Annotated in this window: 18 protein-coding genes and 2 tRNA genes; 3 read left to right on the top strand and 17 right to left on the bottom strand. The window is 70.7% G+C overall.

The features are described from left to right. Window positions 1-317 precede the first annotated feature (317 nt). The 3 genes from IG99_RS19390 to leuS all read right to left on the bottom strand — a co-directional run bounded on the left by IG99_RS19390 (window position 318) and on the right by leuS (window position 5,004). A complete protein-coding gene (locus tag IG99_RS19390) occupies window positions 318-1,163 on the bottom strand; it encodes a DegV family protein (protein WP_037675660.1) in 846 nt (281 codons plus the stop codon). Window positions 1,164-1,235: 72 nt separating this feature from the next. Then, window positions 1,236-1,970 (bottom strand): hypothetical protein, encoded by a 735-nt coding sequence (locus tag IG99_RS19385; protein WP_037675658.1) that lies wholly within the window; start codon window positions 1,968-1,970, stop codon window positions 1,236-1,238. 163 nt (window positions 1,971-2,133) lie between these two features. After that, window positions 2,134-5,004, bottom strand: coding sequence for a leucine--tRNA ligase (gene leuS / locus IG99_RS19380; protein WP_037675656.1), 2,871 nt, complete (start codon window positions 5,002-5,004; stop codon window positions 2,134-2,136). A 414-nt stretch (window positions 5,005-5,418) separates the two neighbouring features. Here leuS and IG99_RS19375 point away from each other — a divergent pair, with 414 nt between their 5' ends. Next, window positions 5,419-6,756: a cytochrome b/b6 domain-containing protein gene (locus IG99_RS19375; protein WP_199815556.1), complete on the top strand. Its 1,338-nt coding sequence runs from the start codon at window positions 5,419-5,421 to the stop codon at window positions 6,754-6,756. After that, window positions 6,753-8,363: an NADH-quinone oxidoreductase subunit NuoF family protein gene (locus tag IG99_RS19370; protein ID WP_037675654.1), complete on the top strand. Its 1,611-nt coding sequence runs from the start codon at window positions 6,753-6,755 to the stop codon at window positions 8,361-8,363. The genes IG99_RS19375 and IG99_RS19370 overlap by 4 nt, the downstream gene beginning before the upstream one ends. A 135-nt stretch (window positions 8,364-8,498) precedes the next feature. Here the strand turns inward: IG99_RS19370 and IG99_RS19365 are convergent. From IG99_RS19365 to IG99_RS49600, 10 genes are all read right to left on the bottom strand, one after another. After that, a tRNA-Ala gene (locus IG99_RS19365) sits at window positions 8,499-8,571 on the bottom strand. A 107-nt stretch (window positions 8,572-8,678) separates the two neighbouring features. Next, window positions 8,679-8,912, bottom strand: coding sequence for a hypothetical protein (locus IG99_RS19360; protein ID WP_003976229.1), 234 nt, complete (start codon window positions 8,910-8,912; stop codon window positions 8,679-8,681). 3 nt (window positions 8,913-8,915) lie between these two features. Then, window positions 8,916-9,089 carry a hypothetical protein gene (locus tag IG99_RS49610; RefSeq protein WP_199815555.1) on the bottom strand — a complete coding sequence of 58 codons (174 nt, stop codon included), beginning with the start codon at window positions 9,087-9,089 and terminating at the stop codon, window positions 8,916-8,918. Between the two features lie 325 nt (window positions 9,090-9,414). Then, window positions 9,415-9,487, bottom strand: a tRNA-Ala gene (locus IG99_RS19355). Between the two features lie 119 nt (window positions 9,488-9,606). Beyond that, window positions 9,607-10,269, bottom strand: coding sequence for a histidine phosphatase family protein (locus IG99_RS19350; protein WP_037675653.1), 663 nt, complete (start codon window positions 10,267-10,269; stop codon window positions 9,607-9,609). After that, window positions 10,266-10,709, bottom strand: a complete 444-nt coding sequence (gene rsfS / locus IG99_RS19345) for a ribosome silencing factor (protein WP_037675652.1) — start codon at window positions 10,707-10,709, stop codon at window positions 10,266-10,268. The genes IG99_RS19350 and rsfS overlap by 4 nt, the downstream gene beginning before the upstream one ends. Before the next feature lie 69 nt (window positions 10,710-10,778). Continuing rightward, window positions 10,779-12,503, bottom strand: coding sequence for an LCP family protein (locus IG99_RS19340; protein WP_037675650.1), 1,725 nt, complete (start codon window positions 12,501-12,503; stop codon window positions 10,779-10,781). Window positions 12,504-12,519: 16 nt separating this feature from the next. Further along, window positions 12,520-13,212 (bottom strand): nicotinate-nucleotide adenylyltransferase, encoded by a 693-nt coding sequence (nadD, locus tag IG99_RS19335; RefSeq protein ID WP_037675648.1) that lies wholly within the window; start codon window positions 13,210-13,212, stop codon window positions 12,520-12,522. A gap of 79 nt (window positions 13,213-13,291) precedes the next feature. Continuing rightward, on the bottom strand, window positions 13,292-13,456 hold the full coding sequence (locus IG99_RS49605) for a hypothetical protein (RefSeq protein WP_037675646.1): 165 nt from the start codon (window positions 13,454-13,456) through the stop codon (window positions 13,292-13,294). A gap of 128 nt (window positions 13,457-13,584) precedes the next feature. Continuing rightward, window positions 13,585-13,746 (bottom strand): hypothetical protein, encoded by a 162-nt coding sequence (locus tag IG99_RS49600; protein ID WP_037675644.1) that lies wholly within the window; start codon window positions 13,744-13,746, stop codon window positions 13,585-13,587. A gap of 158 nt (window positions 13,747-13,904) precedes the next feature. Here IG99_RS49600 and IG99_RS19320 point away from each other — a divergent pair, with 158 nt between their 5' ends. Continuing rightward, window positions 13,905-14,999, top strand: a complete 1,095-nt coding sequence (locus IG99_RS19320; RefSeq protein ID WP_037675642.1) for a M48 family metallopeptidase — start codon at window positions 13,905-13,907, stop codon at window positions 14,997-14,999. Between the two features lie 6 nt (window positions 15,000-15,005). Here IG99_RS19320 and IG99_RS19315 read toward each other — a convergent pair whose 3' ends face one another. The 4 genes from IG99_RS19315 to IG99_RS19300 all read right to left on the bottom strand — a co-directional run bounded on the left by IG99_RS19315 (window position 15,006) and on the right by IG99_RS19300 (window position 18,653). Then, entirely contained in the window at window positions 15,006-16,076 is a 1,071-nt protein-coding gene (locus IG99_RS19315; protein ID WP_037675640.1) for an SCO2583 family membrane protein, read from the bottom strand. 89 nt (window positions 16,077-16,165) lie between these two features. Then, a complete protein-coding gene (locus IG99_RS19310) occupies window positions 16,166-16,732 on the bottom strand; it encodes an SCO2584 family spore wall biosynthesis protein (protein ID WP_037675639.1) in 567 nt (188 codons plus the stop codon). 87 nt (window positions 16,733-16,819) lie between these two features. Then, window positions 16,820-18,106 (bottom strand): glutamate-5-semialdehyde dehydrogenase, encoded by a 1,287-nt coding sequence (locus IG99_RS19305; protein WP_037675638.1) that lies wholly within the window; start codon window positions 18,104-18,106, stop codon window positions 16,820-16,822. A gap of 70 nt (window positions 18,107-18,176) precedes the next feature. Further along, window positions 18,177-18,653, bottom strand: a complete 477-nt coding sequence (locus IG99_RS19300) for a hypothetical protein (protein ID WP_078947789.1) — start codon at window positions 18,651-18,653, stop codon at window positions 18,177-18,179. Between the last annotated feature and the right edge of the window lie 24 nt (window positions 18,654-18,677).

The raw sequence follows: 18,677 nt of genomic DNA, 5'->3' as shown, positions 1-18,677 counted from the left end.
CGCCGCCCGTTGGGCGAACAGCGTCTCCGCACGGCGGCGGAGCTCCTCCGCCGAGGCATGCCGGTTCCGGGCGCCGCGCCCCCGCGTGGGCGGGCGGCGGTGGGCGCGGGCACGGCCGTCGGAGGCCGGTGCGCGGCCCGGTCCACTCGTCGCGGGCGATGTACGTGAGCGTGATCGAAGTGCCATGGCAGGAGGATCGACGAACAGCGCCGACCCGCGATGATCTTGCTCAGTTCCCGGGGATTACCCCCGGGTTGTGGACAACTCCGCCACCCACACGAGTGACGGCCATCGATCCCCGGCCCATGACCCCACCCTCACCGCGGCGAGACCACAACCCCCAACAGCCCCGGGCCCGTATGCGCCCCGATCACCGCTCCGACCTCGCTCACATGCAGGTCGGCCAGACCGGTCACGCGTGCCCGTAGGCGGTCCGCGAGGGCCGACGCGCGGTCGGGGGCGGCGAGATGGTGGACGGCGATGTCGACGGCGGCGTTTCCCGCACGGTCGGCGACGAGTTCCTCGAGGCGGGCGATCGCCTTGGACGCCGTGCGCACCTTCTCCAGCAGGTCGATACGCCCGTCGTCGAGTTGCAGCAGCGGCTTCACCGCGAGCGCGGAGCCCAACAGGGCCTGGGCGGTGCCGATCCGGCCGCCGCGGCGCAGATAGTCGAGGGTGTCGACGTAGAAGTAGGCGGAGGTGCCGGCGGCGCGTTTCTCCGCCGCCGTGACGGCCTCGTCGACCGTGCCGCCCGTCTCCGCCGCCGCGCACGCGGCGAGCGCGCAGAAGCCGAGTGCCATCGCGACCATCCCGGTGTCCACCACCCGCACCGGCACCGGCGCCTCGCGCGCCGCGACGACCGCCGCGTCGTACGTGCCGGAGAGCTCGGCGGACAGGTGCAGGGAGACGATGCCGGTGGCGCCGGCCTCGGCGATCTTGCGGTAGGTCTCGGCGAACACCTGGGGGCTGGGGCGGGAGGTGGTGACGGGGCGTCGTTTCTGGAGCGCCTGGGCCAGGGAGCGGGTCGAGATCTCGGTGCCCTCTTCGAGCGCCCGGTCGCCGAGGACCACGGTCAGGGGTACGGCGGTGATGCCGTGGCGCTCCATCGTCCACTGCGGCAGGTAGGCCGTTGAATCGGTGACGATCGCGACATGGCGGGACATGAGCTGGAGGTTACCTGGCGTAGTGCCTCCGCGGCAGCCCGGCCCCTCTCACCTGGGACGGGTGTGGCGGGATCATGTGGTGCTCTCGGGGCGGGGCTTCTTCTGCCAGGGGTAGGTGGGGCGGACCGACGGGGGCGTGATGGCGGGTCGCGTCGGCTCCTGGGCCTGTCGCGTCCGGGAACTCCCGGGCCGGGTCTGCTCGTCGGCCGTGGCGTCGGCGGTGGGCGCCTCCGGCCAGGAGGGCGGCGGTGTCGAGGGCTCCGACGTGGTCCAGTGGCGCAACGCGCCTGCCTCCACGTCGATCTGGGTGCTCAGGGAGTCGAGGTCGTCGCCGGCGAAGTGGCGGGCCCGGTCGCGGGCCGCCCAGCGCAGGGAGTCCGCGGACGTGGTGATGCGCTCCGTACGCTCCCGCAGCTCGGGCAGCCGCTTGGTGAGCGTCACGCGGTCCGGCTCGGACTCCAGGCGCTTGAGTTCGCCGTCCAGTTCGTGGCCGTGCGCGCTGAGCCGCTGGAAGAGGCCGAGGGACTCCCTGAGGGACTCGTCGTGGGTCACGCCCGCGTACAGCGCGTCCTGGGTGGCGCGCATCGAGGTGCGCAGCTTCAGGCGGAGCTGGGCGATCTCGCCCGCCGGACCGGTCTGGGCGAAGGACTTGGCGCGCAGGGTGTGGTCCTCGACCGTGCGGCGGGCCTGCTCGATGGTGCGGTCGACTCCGCGCTTGGCGGCGCCGACGGCCTTCACCGTGGCGTACGCGCCGAGCACCAGGACGAGCACGAAGAGCAGGACGATGACGGCGATCACTGCTTCCACGGCGCTCCTCCTCAGAACGGGCACGGCACGTCTCGCGCCGCCCTTCCACGGTAAACGCAAAGGGCAGGTCCGGAGTTCCACAAGGACCCCGAACCTGCCCGTAAGGGACTACCCGGAGCACCAGCCCCAGCCCTGTCCCCCACTCACCTCAACGGGCGACAGCTCACGCCGGGACGATGTTCACCAGCTTCGGCGCGCGCACGATGACCTTGCGGATCCCCGCCCCGTCCAGCGCCGCCACGACCTTCTCGTCGGCCAGCGCGACCTTCTCCAGCTCGTCGTCGGAGATGGCCGGCGAGACCTCCAGGCGGGCCTTGACCTTGCCCTTGACCTGCACCACGCAGGTCACGGTCTCGTCGACGACGTACGCCGGGTCGGCGACCGGGAAGTCCTGGTGGACGACCGAGTCGGTGTGGCCCAGCCGGCGCCACAGTTCCTCGGCGATGTGCGGGGCCAGTGGGGCGGCCATCAGCACCAGCGGCTCGGCGATCCGGCGCGGCACCGCCCCGCCCGTCTTGGTCAGGTGGTTGTTCAGCTCGGTGACCTTGGCGATGGCGGTGTTGAAGCGCAGGCCCTCCAGGTCCTGGCGGACCCCGTCGATCGCCTTGTGCAGCGCGCGCAAGGTCTCCTCGTCGGGCTCGGCGTCCACCACCGTGACCTCACCGGTGGCCTCGTCGACGACGTTGCGCCACAGCCGCTGCAGCAGCCGGAACTGGCCCACCACCGCGCGCGTGTCCCACGGCCGGGAGACGTCCAGCGGGCCCATCGCCATCTCGTACAGGCGCAGGGTGTCGGCACCGTACTCGGCGCAGATCGACTCGGGGGTCACCGCGTTCTTCAGGGACTTGCCCATCTTGCCCAGCAGGCGGCTGACCTTCTCGCCCTGGTAGTAGTAGGCGCCGTCGCGCTCCTCCACCTCGGCGGCCGGTACCGCGAAGCCGCGGCGGTCGCGGTAGACGAAGGCCTGGATCATGCCCTGGTTGAACAGCTTGTGGAAGGGCTCGGCGGAGGAGACGTGCCCCAGGTCGTACAGGACCTTGGACCAGAAGCGGGCGTACAGCAGGTGCAGCACCGCGTGCTCCGCGCCGCCGACGTACAGGTCGACGCCCCCGTGCGGCTGACCCTCGCGCGGGCCCATCCAGTACCGCTCGATCTCGGGGTCGACCAGCTGCTCGCTGTTGTGCGGGTCCAGGTAGCGCAGCTCGTACCAGCAGGAGCCGGCCCAGTTGGGCATGGTGTTGGTCTCGCGCCGGTACTTCTTGGGTCCGTCGCCCAGGTCCAGGGTGACGTTGACCCAGTCCTCGTTGCGGGACAGCGGCGTCTCGGGCTCGGTGTCGGCGTCGTCCGGATCGAAGGTGCGCGGAGAGTAGTCCTCGACCTCGGGCAGCTCCAGCGGCAGCATCGACTCGGGCAGGGCGTGGGCGACGCCGTCCTCGTCGTAGACGATGGGGAAGGGCTCGCCCCAGTAGCGCTGGCGGCTGAACAGCCAGTCGCGCAGCCGGAAGTTGACGGTGCCCTGACCGATGCGCTCCCGCTCCAGCCACTCGGTGATGCGGGCCTTGGCCTCGACGACGCCCAGGCCGTCCAGGGAGACGCCCTCACCGGCGGAGTTGACGATCTTCGCGTCGTAGGACACGAAGGCGTCGTCCCACGTCGAGGTGTCGGTGCCGCGGCCGTCGGTGGGCTCGACCACGCACGCGATCGGCAGCTGGAAGGCGCGCGCGAACTCGAAGTCGCGGGAGTCGTGGGCCGGGACGGCCATGATCGCGCCGGTGCCGTAGCCCATCAGCACGTAGTCGGCGATGAAGACGGGGACCTGCTCGCCGTTGACCGGATTGGTCGCGTACGCGCCGATGAAGACGCCGGTCTTGTCCTTGGCCTCGGCCTGGCGCTCGACGTCGGACTTGGAGGCGGCCTGCGCGCGGTAGGCGGCGACGGCCTCGGTGGGGGTCGTGTGACCGCCGGTCCAGGCGTCGTGCGTGCCCTCGGGCCAGGTGTCCGGGGTGAACTTCTCGACCAGCGGGTGCTCGGGCGCCAGCACCATGTAGGTGGCGCCGAACAGGGTGTCGGGGCGGGTGGTGAAGACGGTGATGCTCTCGCCGTCGATCGGGAAGTCGACGCGGGCGCCCTCGGAGCGGCCGATCCAGTTGCGCTGCTGCAGCTTGATCGCCTCGGGCCAGTCCAGCGCCTCCAGGTCCTCCAGCAGCCGGTCGGCGTAGGCCGTGATGCGCATGTTCCACTGGCGCAGCTTGGCCTTGAAGACGGGGAAGTTGCCGCGCTCGGAGCGGCCGTCGGCGGTGACCTCCTCGTTGGCCAGGACCGTGCCCAGGCCGGGGCACCAGTTGACGGGCGCGTCGGAGGCGTAGGCCAGGCGGTACTCGCCCAGGACGTCGGCGCGCTCGGCGTCGGTCAGCTCGCTCCAGGAGCGTTCGCCGCGCACACCGCGCTCACCGGCCTCGAACTGCGCGACCAGTTCGGAGATCGGGCGGGCCCTCTTCGCCTCGTCGTCGTACCAGGAGTTGAAGATCTGCAGGAAGATCCACTGGGTCCACTTGTAGTAGTCCGGGTCGATCGTGGCGAACGACCGGCGCTTGTCGTGGCCCAGGCCCAGCCGGCGCAGCTGGGACTTCATGTTGGTGATGGCCGCCTCGGTGGTGACCCGGGGGTGCTCGCCGGTGGCCACGGCGTGCTGCTCGGCGGGCAGACCGAAGGCGTCGAAGCCCAGGGTGTGCAGGACGTTGTGGCCGGTCATGCGCTGGAACCGGGCGAATACATCGGTGGCGATGTACCCCAGAGGGTGGCCGACGTGCAGGCCCGCACCCGAGGGATAGGGGAACATGTCCATGATGAACTTCTTGGGACGGGCCGCCAGGGCCGGGTCACCGGCCAGGTCACCCTTGGGGTTCGGCGCCGCGTAGGTGCCCTCGGCGTCCCAGAAGTCCTGCCAGCGTGCCTCGATCTCGGCTGCCACCGCGGCCGTGTAGCGGTGCGGCGCGGCCGCCTCGGGGGTGGCAGCGGGGTTCGTCTCGCTCATGATCCTCAAAGCTCCATAGATCGTCTCTACCAGCGGCTGTGTCTCTCGGGAAACGAAAAATCCCCTCACACAGGAGGGGACGCCGCGCCGATTCCGACCCGCTCTCACCGGGGGGTCGGGACTGATCAGCGCGGCCCGCTAAGCAGAAGGCGTACGGCACGCATGGCGCTAGGGTACCGCAGCCCCTGAGCAAGCCGCGACGCGCTTACGTATGACTCTGTGACACCGTATGCACCCGGCGAAAGCTGAACCAGGTTCAAAGATTACTTCGCGTAACAGCCACTAAGGGACATCACAACAGGCGCATTGTCCTTTGATAACAACGCAATAACTCAAACCTCGTACCGACCGGTATGGCGCCGCTTAGAGTTCGGCATCGGGACCGCTTTCCCGAAACTGCTCGGAGTTGCCCCCATGAACGCTCGTCGTAGTAACAGCTCGCTCCCCGCGACAGGCCGGTCGGCCTACGGGTTGGCGTCGGCTGTCGTCCTGCTCCTCATACCCGTGGTCGTGCTGGTCGGAGGTGACACGTTTCGCGACTTCCTGAACTTCGGCGCGGGCGTGCTCTCCCTCGTCTCGCTCAGCTGTTCGGTGATCTGGGGCCTGGTCGCCCAGGACCGGATCTTCCTCAACACACGCCAGCGGATCGTCGGCCAGGCGGTGCACAGGTCGACGGCGGTCGCCTCGATCGCGTTCCTGCTGCTGCACGTCACCACGAAGGTCGCGCTGGACCACACCCAGCTGATCGCCGCGATCATCCCGTTCTCGCTCGGCGTCACCGGGATCGAGGGCCTGGTCGGCCTCGGCTCCCTGGCAGGCCTGCTGATGATCTTCGTGGGCATCACCGGAGCGCTGCGCAGCCGCTTCGCCTCCCCGGCCCCCGTCGCGGCGCGCTGGCGCGCCATGCACATGCTGGCCTACCCGGCCTGGTGTGCCGCCCTGGTGCACGGACTCTACGCGGGTCGCGCCGTGAAGAGCCCGATGTTCACGTACCTGTACATGGCGTCCCTGATCGTGGTGATGGGCGCCCTGGCGCTGCGCGCGGCGCCGCGCCCGATCAAGCGCCAGGTCGCCGACCGGATCGCCATGATCATGGGCGTCGTGGAGCCCATGGGCCGCGACGCGCTGGAGGAGAGCCGGGCCCGCATGAGCGAGGGATCCGGCCGTATGGGCGAGGGTGCCGGACGCAGGGGCGAGGGTGCCGGACGCAGGGGCGAGACCTCGTCGTCCTCGCTGCCGGGCTACGAGAACCGGGGCTCGTCGCGCACCTCGCCGTTCGAGACACCCGCTCCCGCGCCGGAACCCTCGAACGGCTTCGCGGCCGCCTACCGGGCCGTCAACACCCCCCGCGGCCAGCAGTCCTACGGGGCGGCCGACCAGACCGCGCGCATGGACATGCCGTTCGACATGCAGGCCACGGAGGCGATGCCGCGCGTCGACAACGGCGGCAGCACCTCGGGCAGCTGGCCGATCCCGTCCCCGCCGCCGGTCGGCGAGGCGCCCCCGTCGGCGTACGACCCGCTCCAGGACACCGGATTCAACATCCCGCCCTACGGCGGCGCGGGCGCCGGCGGGTACGGCGGGAGTGATGTGTACAACACCGGTGAGACGATCGCCCCCTTCGGTACGTACAACTCGAACGACACGTACAACAGCGGTCCCGCCACTGATTCACGGCCCGGCGCGTCCTACGACTTCGACGCGCCGGGTTCGGGTGAACCTTGGAACACGCCTTCCGGAGGCTTTAAGTGAACGAGGCCCTGCCCGACGTCCCAGAAGTCCGCGTGGTCGGCCTTCCTCAGCTCACGTCGGGCTTCGACCTTGTCGAACGACTCGATCTGCCCATGCACCTCAAGGTGCACGGGCCGCTCGAACCCATGGGCGGGGAGGCGCTCGCCAAGCTCTCGGAGAACATCAACCTCAAGGGCCGCGGCGGCGCGGGCTTCCCGTTCCACAAGAAGCTGCGCTCGGTCGCGGAGGCGGCGATCAAGCGCGGCGTACGGCCCGTCGTCGTCGTCAACGGCAGTGAGGACGAGCCGGCCTGCCGCAAGGACACGGTGCTGATCAACCGTGCCCCTCATCTGATTCTGGACGGCGCGCTGCTCGTCGCCGAGGCCCTGGGTGCCCGCACGCTCGTGGTGGGGGTCACCCGGGAGTCCACCCAGCGCTCCATGGAGGCCGCGCTGTCGGAGCGCGGCCTGAGCAACAGCCGTAGGTCGGCGCTGCGCGCGTTCGTGCAGCGCAACCCGATCCGCATGGTCACCGGGGCCGCCGCCTCGCTGATCCGCTCGATCGACGGCGGCCCGGCGATCCCGCCCGGCCGCAAGGTCAGCGCCTCGCAGACCGGCGTGGGCGGCGCGCCGACCCTGCTGTCCAACGCGGAGACGTTCGCCCAACTCGCGATCGCCGCCCGCATCGGCCCGGAGCGCTACGGCAACACCGGTCTGTACGACGAGCCGGGCACCGTCATGCTGACGGTCTCCGGCGCGGTCGCCCGCCCCATGGTCATCGAGGTGCCCACGGGCGTCCCGCTGCGCTACGTCCTCCAGCTCGCCGGCGCCCCGCCGGTACCGCAGGGCGTCCTGACGGGCGGTTACCACGGCAAGTGGATCGACGCGGCGACCGTGAACGAGGCCGTCGTCTCCCGCAACTCCCTGGACGCCGTGGGCGGCGCGCTGGGCGCCGGCGCGATCCTGCCGATCAGTCAGGACACCTGCCCGCTGGGCGAGTCGCTGCGCGTGGCGCAGTGGCTGGCGGAGGAGAGCGCGGGCCAGTGTGGTCCCTGCTACCTGGGCCTGCCGGCCGCCGCGCGCGGCATGGAGGACATCCTCAACGGCGGCGGCCCGGCCGCCCTGGAGGCACTCAAGCAGGTCGCCAAGAACGTCAAGCGGCGCGGCGCGTGTTCGCACCCGGACGGTTCCGCGATGTTCCTGGAGTCGACCGTCAAGGCGTTCACCGACGACCTCGCCGCGCACGTCCTCGGCAACGGCTGCGGACGGCGCGTGGAGGGCGTCCTGCCACTGTTCGAGGGCGGCAGGGCCCCGACGGGCATCCCGGGCGGCGGGGCGGAGGAGGAGAGCGGCGGCAGCCGCCAGAAGATCTTCGTCGACTGGACGCTGTGCCGGGGCCACGGCCTGTGCGCGGACATCCTCCCGGAGGTCTTCCAACTGGGCGCCGACGGCTTCCCGACCGTCGCGCAGGCGAAGGTGCCGCAGTACGCGGAGGCGAAGGCGCTGCGCGCCGTACGGCGCTGCCCCGCGCTCGCGTTGCGCATCGAGGAGGACACCCGCTCGCAGGCGCCCGCCCGCAACCTCCCGGTCGTCTCCCAGGGCCGCGGCCGACGCGCACTGGGTCGCTGACCCGTTCACACGACGAGGGGCCGCCCGGTTTCGGGCGGCCCCTCGTCGTTGTCCCCCTGGACGCCTGGCGCGACCAGGAACGTCCGGCGACACAAAAAGATCCCGCCGGATCGTCCGATCCGGCGGGATCTGCTGTGGAGCTAAGGAGAATTGAACTCCTGACCTCCTGCATGCCATGCAGGCGCTCTACCAACTGAGCTATAGCCCCGTGTTGTGGTCCGCCCGGTCTCCCTGGCGGCGACGCCAACATTACCGGTCCATCGGCTCCAGAACCAAATCGATTTCGTTATGTCCGGATAGGCACTCTTGCGCCCCTTATGCCGTGACGAACGAGTAGAACCTCTTGAGCGTGCAGTGCTCTTCGAGGAGACGGCCGTAGATCGGCTCACCCTCCAGCTCACGGTACGTCTCGATCGGGTCGCCCTTTATGATCAGCGCCCGCGCGCATTCCTCGCACCAGTACTGGTAGTCGGGGTTGACCGGCTCCATGTCGCGGACGATCGGCGTACCGCTGCCGCACCAGTCGCACTTCCGCCTGTGTGCACCCATCGCTCAGCTCCAGATGTGGCCGCAGGCCGTGCACACGTAGGAGATTCCGCCGTTGTCCCCGAGGACCTGGGCAACGTGCGCCGAACCGCAGGAAGGGCAGCCGAGGGGGGACGTCCAACCCCGTGTCATAGCCCCGTCGAAGAGGTGGTCGACCTCTCCGAGGATGCTCGCAGGCATCGCTACTCCCTCCCGTCGGGCCGCGCCCCCTTCCGGCCGTTTGATTCTGCCACGGCCGGACCAATACGGTCAGCGACGCCTCAGTACCAGTCCGGACACGGCCGCCGAGGTGGCCGTGGCATACCCGCACGCCAAGAGCGCTTGCGCAGAGGTATACGCCTCCGGGGTGCCGAGTGACTCAAGTCCCCGGCGACGTTCTTCCCGCTGCCGGCACCGCCCCGCACCCAGAGTCTCCTTCCCCCAACGGGCCGCGCCTCACCCATGGGACAACACGAGAACGGTCCGTACGGATGACCGTACGGACCGTTCTTCTGCGGGTCTTCTGTGGAGCTAAGGAGAATTGAACTCCTGACCTCCTGCATGCCATGCAGGCGCTCTACCAACTGAGCTATAGCCCCTTGCCGCCACGCGGTCGAACCGCTTGGCTTTCGCCCCGCTCGGCGGGGCGAACAAGAAGAACTTTAGCCTGCGACCTGCCGGAAAGTGAAATCCGGGTCCGGGGCCGCCCCCGGCGCGGTCAGTCGTCGTCGCCGAGCACCGGCTCCGGCAGGGTGCCGGCGTTGTGCTCGAGCAGGCGCCAGCCGCGCGCGCCCTCGCCGAGGACGGACCAGCAGCAGTTGGAGAGGCCGCCGAGGCTCTCCCAGTGGTGGGCCTCGAGGCCCAGGAGGCGGCCGATGGTGGTGCGGATCGTGCCGCCGTGGCTGACCACGACGAGGGTGCCGTCCTCCGGGAGCTTCTCGGCGTGCGCGAGCACGACGGGGGCGGCGCGCTCGGCGACCTCCGTCTCCAGTTCGCCGCCGCCTCGGCGCACCGGCTCGCCGCGCTTCCACGCCGTGTACTCCTCGCCGTGCCGGGCGAGGATCTCCTCGTGGGTCAGGCCCTGCCAGACACCCGCGTACGTCTCGCGCAGGCCCTCGTCGTGGGCGATGTCCAGGCCTGTGAGCGCGGCGAGCTCAGCGGCGGTGTGGGCGGCCCGCTGGAGGTCGGAGGCGACGATCGCGTCCGGCTCCAGGGAGGCGAGCAACCGGGCCGCGCGGCGGGCCTGGGAGAGGCCGGTCTCGGTCAGCGGGACGTCAGTGGTGCCCTGGAAGCGGCGCTCCACGTTCCACGAGGTCTGCCCGTGCCGCCAAAGGATGACCCGGCGCCCCCGGCCGACCCGGCGGCCCGAGGGTGCGCTCACCGCAGGTCCCCGAGCCCGGCCGTGTCCTCGGCCGCCTGGAGCTTGGCGTGCTCCGCCGCCTTGCCGCGGGTCGCCTTGGCGTCCTCGGGCAGCACCAGCTCGGGGCAGTCCTTCCAGAGCCGCTCCAGAGCGTAGAAGACGCGCTCCTCGCTGTGCTGGACGTGGACGACGATGTCGACGTAGTCGAGGAGGACCCAGCGGGCCTCACGGTCGCCCTCGCGGCGCACCGGCTTGGCGCCGAGCTCCTTCTGCAGCCGCTCCTCGATCTCGTCCACGATGGACTTGACCTGGCGGTCGTTGGGCGCGGAGGCCAGCAGGAAGGCGTCCGTGATCGACAGCACGTCGCTGACGTCGTAGGCGATGATGTCGTGCGCGAGCTTGTCGGCGGCCGCCTGCGCGGCGGTGTTGATGAGCTCGATGGAGCGGTCGGTGGCGGTCACTACGTGGCTTTCCGTCGGCGGTCACTTGACACCAAGGGTCTCACGGACCGCCGACGGCACCTCATGGGATTACGACGACGAGGGCTTGTAGTCCTGGCCGAGGACCACCGCGACGTCCGCGTTCCCGGGGACGCTGCCCTTGGTGACGCTGCTGTCGGGCAGCCCCAGGGTCTTGGCGACCTCGGTGGCGTTCTCCTTGTTCTTGGCGTCGGAGTACGTGACCTTGGAGGTGGCCTGCGCACTGGACGCCGTACCGGCCTCCAGGAAGGTGAACCCGCCGTTCAGGAGCACAACGCGCGCGTCCTCGGTCTCTGCCTTGCTGCCGCTGGCGTTCTGGACGGAGACGCTGACGGCCGCGTCCTGGTCGGGGCTCTTCGCGGTGCCGCCGAGGACGTTCTTGACCACGCTCGCACTGGCCTGGGCACTCAGGGTGCCGTCGGTCCGCACCGGCAGCAGGGTCGACTTGTAGTCGCCGCCCTTGGCGAGGTCGGCGAGCTTGGCGAGGAAGGTGCCGAGGTCCTTGTCGGTGAGGGACGGGTCGAGGATCTGGGCCAGCGTCTGCACCGTGGTCGTCGCCGCCGTGGGGTCGGAGGACATCTTGCGCAGCACGCCCTGCATGACCTGCCCGAACCGCTCCAGCTGGGCGTCCTGGGCCTCGCCGGCGGCGCGGTAGGTGGCGTAGGCGACGGCCGTCTTGCCGCTGAGGGTCTGCTCCCGGCCCTTGTGGACGAGCGGGGCGGCGCCCTTCTTCTTGGCGCTCGGGTCGGGCACGTCGGTGTCGGTGTCGACCTCGATGTTGCCGATGAGGTCGACGAGGTTCTGCAGGTAGGGCGTGTCCAGGCGCCAGGTGCCCTGGATGTCGGTGCCGAGGACGGTGTCGATGGCGTCCCGGGTGCCGGAGGAGCCGTCGTCCTCGACGGACTTGGCGAGGGTGGTCGTGGTGCCGTCCTCGTCGGTGAGGACGAGGGAGTTGGGCAGCAGCACGGTGGTGCCCTGCTTGGTGGTGGTGTTGTCGACGAGCAGCGCGGTGGAGGTGCCCCCCTTGGCGGTGTTGTGCAGGTGGACGACGATCACGTCACGCTTCTGGGCGCCCGTGGCCGTCGTGGTGCCGGTCTTGGTCTCCGACGACGACAGGCCGGGCAGCTTCCCGGCGTACCAGAGGTAGCCGACCCCGCCGACCGCGACCAGCGCCAGGACCACGGTGAGGGCGACGAGGCGGCTGCGGGCGCGGCGCTTGGCCTCCTCGCGGCGCTCGGTGCGGTTCTCGGTGAAGTTCAGCCAGTCGATGACGTCCTCGGAGTCCGAGTCGGGATCCTCGACGAACGCGAACTGCTCGGTGTGGTACTCCCGCTGTTCCTCGCCCCGCTGTTCCTCGCCCCGCTGCTCCTCGCCGGTCTCTCGCGGCGGGCCGGCCTGCTGGGGGATGTGGGCGGTCTGCTCGGCGACCCGAGGCTGCTGCCCGCTCGTGGCGGTCTGCCCGTACGGGTCGTAGGGGGCCGCAGTGCCGTAGGTACCGGTGTCGTAGGAGCCCGTGCCGTACGAGCCGGTGTCGTAGGTGCCCGTGTCGTAGGAGCCGTAGGGCTGCTGTTGCGCCTGCTGCGATCCCGTGTGGTACGGGTCGTAGCCGTAGCCCTGCTGCCCGTAGCCGTCGTACGACTGGTGCGGCACCTGCTGCTGTGCCTGCTGGTGGGCCGTGACCTGCCGGTAGACCGGCTGGCCGTACTCGTCGTAGCCGACGAGCTCGTACTGGTCTTCCTGGCCGCCGCCGTGTCCCGCGTCGTATCGGTCGTTCACCGGTGCCCCTCTCGGTTCACTCGCCGCGGTAGAGCTCGCGCTTGTCGATGTAGCGCACGACGCCGTCCGGCACCAGGTACCAGACGGGATCGCCCTTGGCGACTCTCGCACGGCAGTCGGTCGAGGAGATGGCCAGGGCGGGAACCTCGACGAGCGAGACGCCGCCCTCCGGGAGCCCGGGGTCGGCCAGGTTGTGGCCGGGGCGGGTCACCCCGATGAAGTGCGCGAGGGAGAACAGTTCCGCCGAGTCCCGCCAGGTGATGATCTGGCCGAGGGCGTCGGCGCCGGTGATGAAGAACAGGTCCGCGTCCGGGTTGAGCGCGCGCAGGTCGCGCAGGGTGTCCACGGTGTACGTGGGGCCGCCGCGGTCGATGTCGATGCGGCTCACCGAGAACTGGGGGTTCTCGGCGGTCGCGATGACCGTCATCAGATAGCGGTCCTCGGCCGGGGAGACCTTGCGGTGGCTCTTCTGCCACGGCTGCCCGGTCGGCACGAACACCACCTCGTCGAGGTGGAACTGCGCGGCGACCTCACTGGCCGCCACGAGGTGCCCGTGGTGGATCGGGTCGAACGTTCCGCCCATGACGCCGAGGCGGCGCTTGCCGGGGTTCGACGGGCCGTTGCGGGGGTTCCCCGGGCGGTTCGCCGCGGTGTCGGCGGCGTCGGCGGTTTCCTCCGCCGGGCCGGTAGGCATGTCCTGCTCTCCCATGCGTGCAGACCCTACCGGCCCGGCCGGGGGGCTCCGGCAGCCGGATGCCCGAGGTGCCCCGGTATGGGCCGGCTGCGACTCAGCGGTCGCGGTTGAAGCGTGTGGTGATCCACAGCAGGAGCAGCAGGATGATGAACGCGCCACCGCCGGTGACCAACGGGTTCAGGCTCTCGTGGTTGCCGCCGCGCTCCTCGCCCTCGGCGGCGAGGGTGACCAGCTGGGCAGCGGCGCTGTGAAGGCTCATCTTCGGCAGGACCTATCCGGTGGGCGGGATAAAGACGTCGGCCCATGGTAAGGGGGCGACCCGGCGGCGCTCACGCCGACTCCGCCGTTGGCGGATCACGGCGGGCCGGGGGGAACCTTCCCGGGCGCTCAGTCGTCCTTCCGCTTGTAGCCCCGCAGCAGGAACCAGGCGGTCAGCGCACAGCCGACGATCATGACCAGCAGGACGACCCGGAGCAGGTTGCCGGGCCCCTGCTGTTGTGCGGCGCTCGCTGCCTCGGTGAGCCAGGCGGACGCGGGGTTGTGCTCCATGGACGGGTCTCCTTCGCTGTACTGCCGGTCCACGCTATCTCCGCCTAGGCTGTGCTCCGCCTCGGGGGCGCAAAGGGCCACACAAGGGTCCGCAAAAGGGTCACAGACATGTAGTGGTCACAGACGCAGTGGTCACAGACACACAGTGGGGGGAAGACATGTCCGACGACGGCCATCAGCAGGGGAAGCAGGCGAACGTGCCGAGCAGGCAGCGCCGGCGCTTCCCGGGGATCTCCTCACGCGCGTACGAGCATCCCGCCGACCGTTCCGCCCTGGTGGCGCTGCGCAAGCTGAGCGGCTTCGACACGGTGTTCAAGGCCCTCAGCGGTCTGCTGCCCGAGCGCAGCCTGCGCCTGCTGTTCCTGTCCGACTCGGTCCGCGTCTCCGACCAGCAGTTCGCCCACCTCAACGACATGCTGCGGGACGCCTGTTACATCCTGGACCTGGAGAAGGTCCCGCCGATGTACGTCAACCAGGACCCGCAGCCGAACGCGATGTGCATCGGTCTGGACGAGCCGATCATCGTCGTCACCACGGGCCTGGTCGAGCTGCTCGACGAGGAGGAGATGCGGGCGGTCGTCGGCCACGAGGTGGGCCACGCGCTGTCCGGCCACTCCGTCTACCGCACGATCCTGCTGTTCCTGACCAGCCTGGCGCTGCGGGTGGCGTGGATCCCGCTGGGCAACCTCGCGATCATGGCGATCGTGACCGCGCTGCGGGAGTGGTTCCGCAAGTCGGAGCTGTCCGCCGACCGGGCCGGCCTCCTCGTCGGACAGGACGTGCAGGCCTCGATGCGGGGCCTGATGAAGATCGCGGGCGGCAACCACCTGCACGAGATGAACGTGGACGCGTTCCTCCAGCAGGCCGAGGAGTACGAGGCGGGCGGCGACCTGCGCGACTCCGTCCTGAAGATCCTCAACGTGCTCCCCCGCTCCCACCCCTTCACCACGGTCCGCGCCGCCGAGCTGAAGAAGTGGGCCGAGTCGCGTGACTACCAGCGCACCATGGACGGCCACTACCCGCGCCGCGCCGAGGACAAGGACACCTCGGTCACCGACTCCTTCCGTGAGTCGGCCTCGCACTACACCGACCACGTCAAGAACTCCAAGGACCCGCTGATGAAGCTGGTCACCGACCTCGCGGGCGGTGCCGGCGACCTCGGTGGCCGAGTCCGCCGGGGCTTCAACGGCTTCACGGCCCCCACGCCCCCGAAGGACGGCACCGGCGACGAAACACCCCGCGACGAGAACTGAGGCCGCTCACACCTTCGGCTGCGCACTCGCCGCCAGCGAGCCGCACAGCGCCGTCGCCCCGCCCGTCGCGTACGGGTCCGTCCCGGCCGGGCCACCGCTCTTCGCGGTCTGGCCGGCCAGCAGCGGACGCAGATGGTTCGTCGAGTCCTCCGCGCAGGACAGCGGTCCCGCCTGGACGTAGGAGACGGCGAGCTGCGCCTGGCGCAGCCGCAGGTCCTCGCGGTCGAAGCGGAAGTGCAGCTCGCGGCGGACGGTGAACAGGGACGCGTTCGCCTTGTCGTCGGAGCCCGTCGGCCGCAGCGCGTACACGAACGTGTGGTCCGCGGTGACCTCGAGGGTCGACGAGTCGGTCTCGGCGGCCTGCAGCGTGCCCTGCACGCGGATCTTCCGGTCGGCCAGCTCCGCCTGGGAGGGGTCGAAGCGCACCAGCCATCCCGTCGGCGCGTGCCTGCCGTCGGCGGTCGGCCGCTCGAAGCTCTCGTCGAACTGGTCCAGCTGGTCCGGGTCGAGCAGCACCCGGACGGGTCGCACCTGCTGCCCGACGAGCACCTCGGGGTACAGCGAGGACCGGACGATGTAGTCCTTCGCGGTGGTCAGGGCCGTGACGACCTGGCTGTCCGAGAAGTGCGCGGTACGGCGGGAGGCGGGCAGCGGGATGCCCTCCGCTCCTATGCGGAACTGCGCGGCGGGGCTGTGCGCGTACAGGTACGTGGTGTCGGTCGTCCCGGGCACCTTGCCCTGCGGGGCGAGCGGGATGACCGTCATCCGCAGCGGTTCCGCGGGCCGCTGCGCGGTGGAGCTCTGGTACGGGTGCCGGATGCCCATGTACACGGCCGTGCCGAAGGCGACGGCGACCAGCAGGACCAGGACCAGCGCCTGCCGGGACAGGCCCCGGCGCAGTGGGGGCCGGCGGCGCACGGCGGGCGCGTGGTCGGCGATCCGCTCCTGCGCGGAGTACTCCTGAAGGCGGGCAGCCCGAACGAACGATTCGTCGAACACGACGGATCGGTACTCGTCCTCGCCACCTCCGGGAGCGCCCTCGGGTGGCCCCTCCGGTGGGTCTCCAGGCCCGCCCATACCTTCAGGGTAGGTCTCAGCGACCTCGGGTAAACGCCCTGCCACGCGCCAAGTTCTGACAGGTGCTCACCAAGTCGGCGGGTGTTCGTTCAGGGCCTGCGCGGGTCCGCCGACACGGCTGGCTGAGAGTAGTCGGCGGAGGCCGAGGGCGCCGCCGCGCTGCCCTGTTCCAGGCCGGTCGAGGCGGGCGCCGGAACCTGGTCCCGGCTGCCCGAGGATGCGCCCCGGTACACCGCGGCGAAGGCCAGGGCGACCATGCCGACCCCCATCACCACGGCGAGCACCCAGGCGACGGGACGGTGCCAGCGGACCTGCTTGCCGTAGGCCCCGGGAGCGCCGTAGCGGCCCTCCAGGTCGTCCGGGTCGTCGAGGTCGTCGTCGAAGTCGGGATCATGGCCGAAAGCGCCGTACCCGTCGTCGTAGCGTTCGCCGCGGCCGCGGGCGGACCGGCGTGCCTCCGCCTCGGAGGCCTCGGCTCTCGCCTGGGCGGCGGCCAGGAGGCGTTCGACGGCGGTCGGCTCGTGCACCACGGCCGCCCGTACGAAGGCCTCGTCGAAGACCACGGAGGCGAACTCTTCGTCCGACACCCCGCGGTCGTGGTCGTCGTCGGGCTCCCAGCCGTCAGGGAACGGCGTGCCCCCCACGTCCTCCGGCACGGATCCAGAGTAGACCTGGGGGTTCGCTTTGGGCAGACGGTACGGGAATTCATCCGCCCCGTATCACCGCCGGCCTCACCGCCGGCCTCAGCGCCGGACGTGCCCGTCGCCGGTGACGATGTACTTGGTGCTGGTCAGTTCCGGCAGGCCCATCGGGCCGCGGGCGTGCAGCTTCTGGGTGGAGATGCCGATCTCCGCGCCGAAGCCGAACTGGCCGCCGTCGGTGAACCGGGTCGACGCGTTGACGGCGACGGTGGTGGAGTCGACCAACTGGGTGAAGCGGCGGGCCGCCTGCTGCGAGGTCGTCACGATGGCCTCGGTGTGCCCGGAGGTCCACAGCCGGATGTGCTCCACGGCCCGGTCGAGCGAGTCGACGACCGCGGCGGCGATGTCGTACGACAGGTACTCGGTCTCCCAGTCCTCGGTGGTCGCCTCCACGACGGTGGCCTTGGAGTCCTTGGCGTGGGCGAGCACCCGCTCGTCGGCGTGCACGGTGACCCCGGCCTCGGCGAGGGCGTCGAGGGCGCGGGGCAGGAACTCGGGGGCGATGTCCTGGTGGACCAGGAGGGTCTCGGCTGCGTTGCACACGCCGACCCGCTGGGCCTTGGAGTTGATCAGGATGTCGATGGCCATGTCGAGGTCGGCGTGGGCGTCGACGTAGACGTGGCAGTTGCCGGTGCCGGTCTCGATGACGGGGACGATCGACTCCGTGACGACGGCGTTGATCAGCGAGGCGCCGCCGCGCGGGATCAGCACGTCGACCAGGCCGCGGGCGCGCATCAGCTCGCGCACGCTGTCGCGGCTCTCCCCCGGCACCAGCTGGATCGCGTCGGCGGGCAGCCCGGCCCCGCCCACGGCGTCACGCAGCACCCGCACCAGCGCGGTGTTCGACTCGTACGCCGAGGAGGAGCCACGCAGCAGCACCGCGTTGCCGGACTTCAGGCAGAGGGCGGCGGCGTCGACCGTGACGTTGGGGCGGCCCTCGTAGATGATCCCGACGACGCCCAGCGGGACGCGGACCTGCCGCAGGTCGATGCCGTTGGGCAGGGTGGAGCCGCGGACGACCTCGCCGACCGGGTCCGGCAGCGACACGATGTCACGCACGTCGGAGGCGATCGCGCGCACCCGCTCCGGGGTGAGCGTGAGCCGGTCGATCATGCCCTCGCCGGTGCCGGCCTCGCGTGCCTTGGCCACGTCCTTGGCGTTCGCCTCGACGATCTCGCTCGTACGGACCTCCAGCGCGTCGGCGATGGCCAGCAGCGCGTCGTCCTTCGCGGCCCGCGGCAGTGGCGCGAGGTCGGCGGCGGCCCCCTTGGCCCGGTAGGCGGCCTGGGTGACCGGGGACATGGCGTCGTACGGAGAGAGCGTGGTCATGGGGGAAGCGTAGTGCGCGGGGCTCGGGCGTCGAGCGCTCATCCCACGACGCGAGACGGGATGAGACAGCTCAAAAGGGGTGAACTCCCACCGGGCTGGCGGGTGGTGGGCCGTATCCCTCGGCGATGCGCTGGTGGTAGGTCTGGCGGTCGATGACCTCCAGGCCGACGATCTCCCACGGCGGCAGTCCCGCGGTCTGGCGGTGCTCGCCCCACAGCCGCAGCGCCACCGCGGCAGCGTCGTGCAGGTCGCGGGCCTCCTCCCAGTAGCGGATCTCCGCGTGGTCGCGCGCGTAGCGGCTGGTCAGCAGGAAGGGGTGGTCGTGGGCCAGCTGTTCCAGGGCGCGCCGCACCTCCGGCAGCGGGGACTCCTCCCCGGAGACGCTGAGGGTGACGTGCCACAGCCGGGGCAGGTCGGCGGGCACTTCCGTGTCGTACCGCTCACCGGCGGCGACGCTGTTCAGCGCGCGCTCCTCGCCCGCCGCCCGCGCGGAGCCACCGCCGGTACCGGCGCGGGACGTCGCCGCCCCTGGGCGCACTCGTCTCACGACGGCCTCCTTTACGCATGGTCG

Source organism: Streptomyces griseus subsp. griseus (genome assembly GCF_000720255.1).
GTDB lineage: Bacteria > Actinomycetota > Actinomycetes > Streptomycetales > Streptomycetaceae > Streptomyces > Streptomyces griseus_I.
This window is presented reverse-complemented; position numbering and strand designations above follow the sequence as displayed.

Excerpts from the sequence above, each read along its gene's own strand:
- leuS (WP_037675656.1), bottom strand. The coding sequence starts at position 5,004 with ATGAGCGAGACGAACCCCGCTGCCACCCCCGAGGCGGCCGCGCCGCAC.
- IG99_RS49605 (WP_037675646.1), bottom strand. The coding sequence starts at position 13,456 with ATGAGCCTTCACAGCGCCGCTGCCCAGCTGGTCACCCTCGCCGCCGAG.
- IG99_RS49600 (WP_037675644.1), bottom strand. The coding sequence starts at position 13,746 with ATGGAGCACAACCCCGCGTCCGCCTGGCTCACCGAGGCAGCGAGCGCC.
- IG99_RS19360 (WP_003976229.1), bottom strand. The coding sequence starts at position 8,912 with ATGGGTGCACACAGGCGGAAGTGCGACTGGTGCGGCAGCGGTACGCCG.
- IG99_RS19375 (WP_199815556.1), top strand. The coding sequence starts at position 5,419 with ATGAACGCTCGTCGTAGTAACAGCTCGCTCCCCGCGACAGGCCGGTCG.
- IG99_RS19320 (WP_037675642.1), top strand. The coding sequence starts at position 13,905 with ATGTCCGACGACGGCCATCAGCAGGGGAAGCAGGCGAACGTGCCGAGC.
- IG99_RS19315 (WP_037675640.1), bottom strand. The coding sequence starts at position 16,076 with ATGGGCGGGCCTGGAGACCCACCGGAGGGGCCACCCGAGGGCGCTCCC.
- IG99_RS19390 (WP_037675660.1), bottom strand. The coding sequence starts at position 1,163 with ATGTCCCGCCATGTCGCGATCGTCACCGATTCAACGGCCTACCTGCCG.
- IG99_RS49610 (WP_199815555.1), bottom strand. The coding sequence starts at position 9,089 with ATGCCTGCGAGCATCCTCGGAGAGGTCGACCACCTCTTCGACGGGGCT.
- nadD (WP_037675648.1), bottom strand. The coding sequence starts at position 13,212 with ATGGGAGAGCAGGACATGCCTACCGGCCCGGCGGAGGAAACCGCCGAC.
- IG99_RS19305 (WP_037675638.1), bottom strand. The coding sequence starts at position 18,106 with ATGACCACGCTCTCTCCGTACGACGCCATGTCCCCGGTCACCCAGGCC.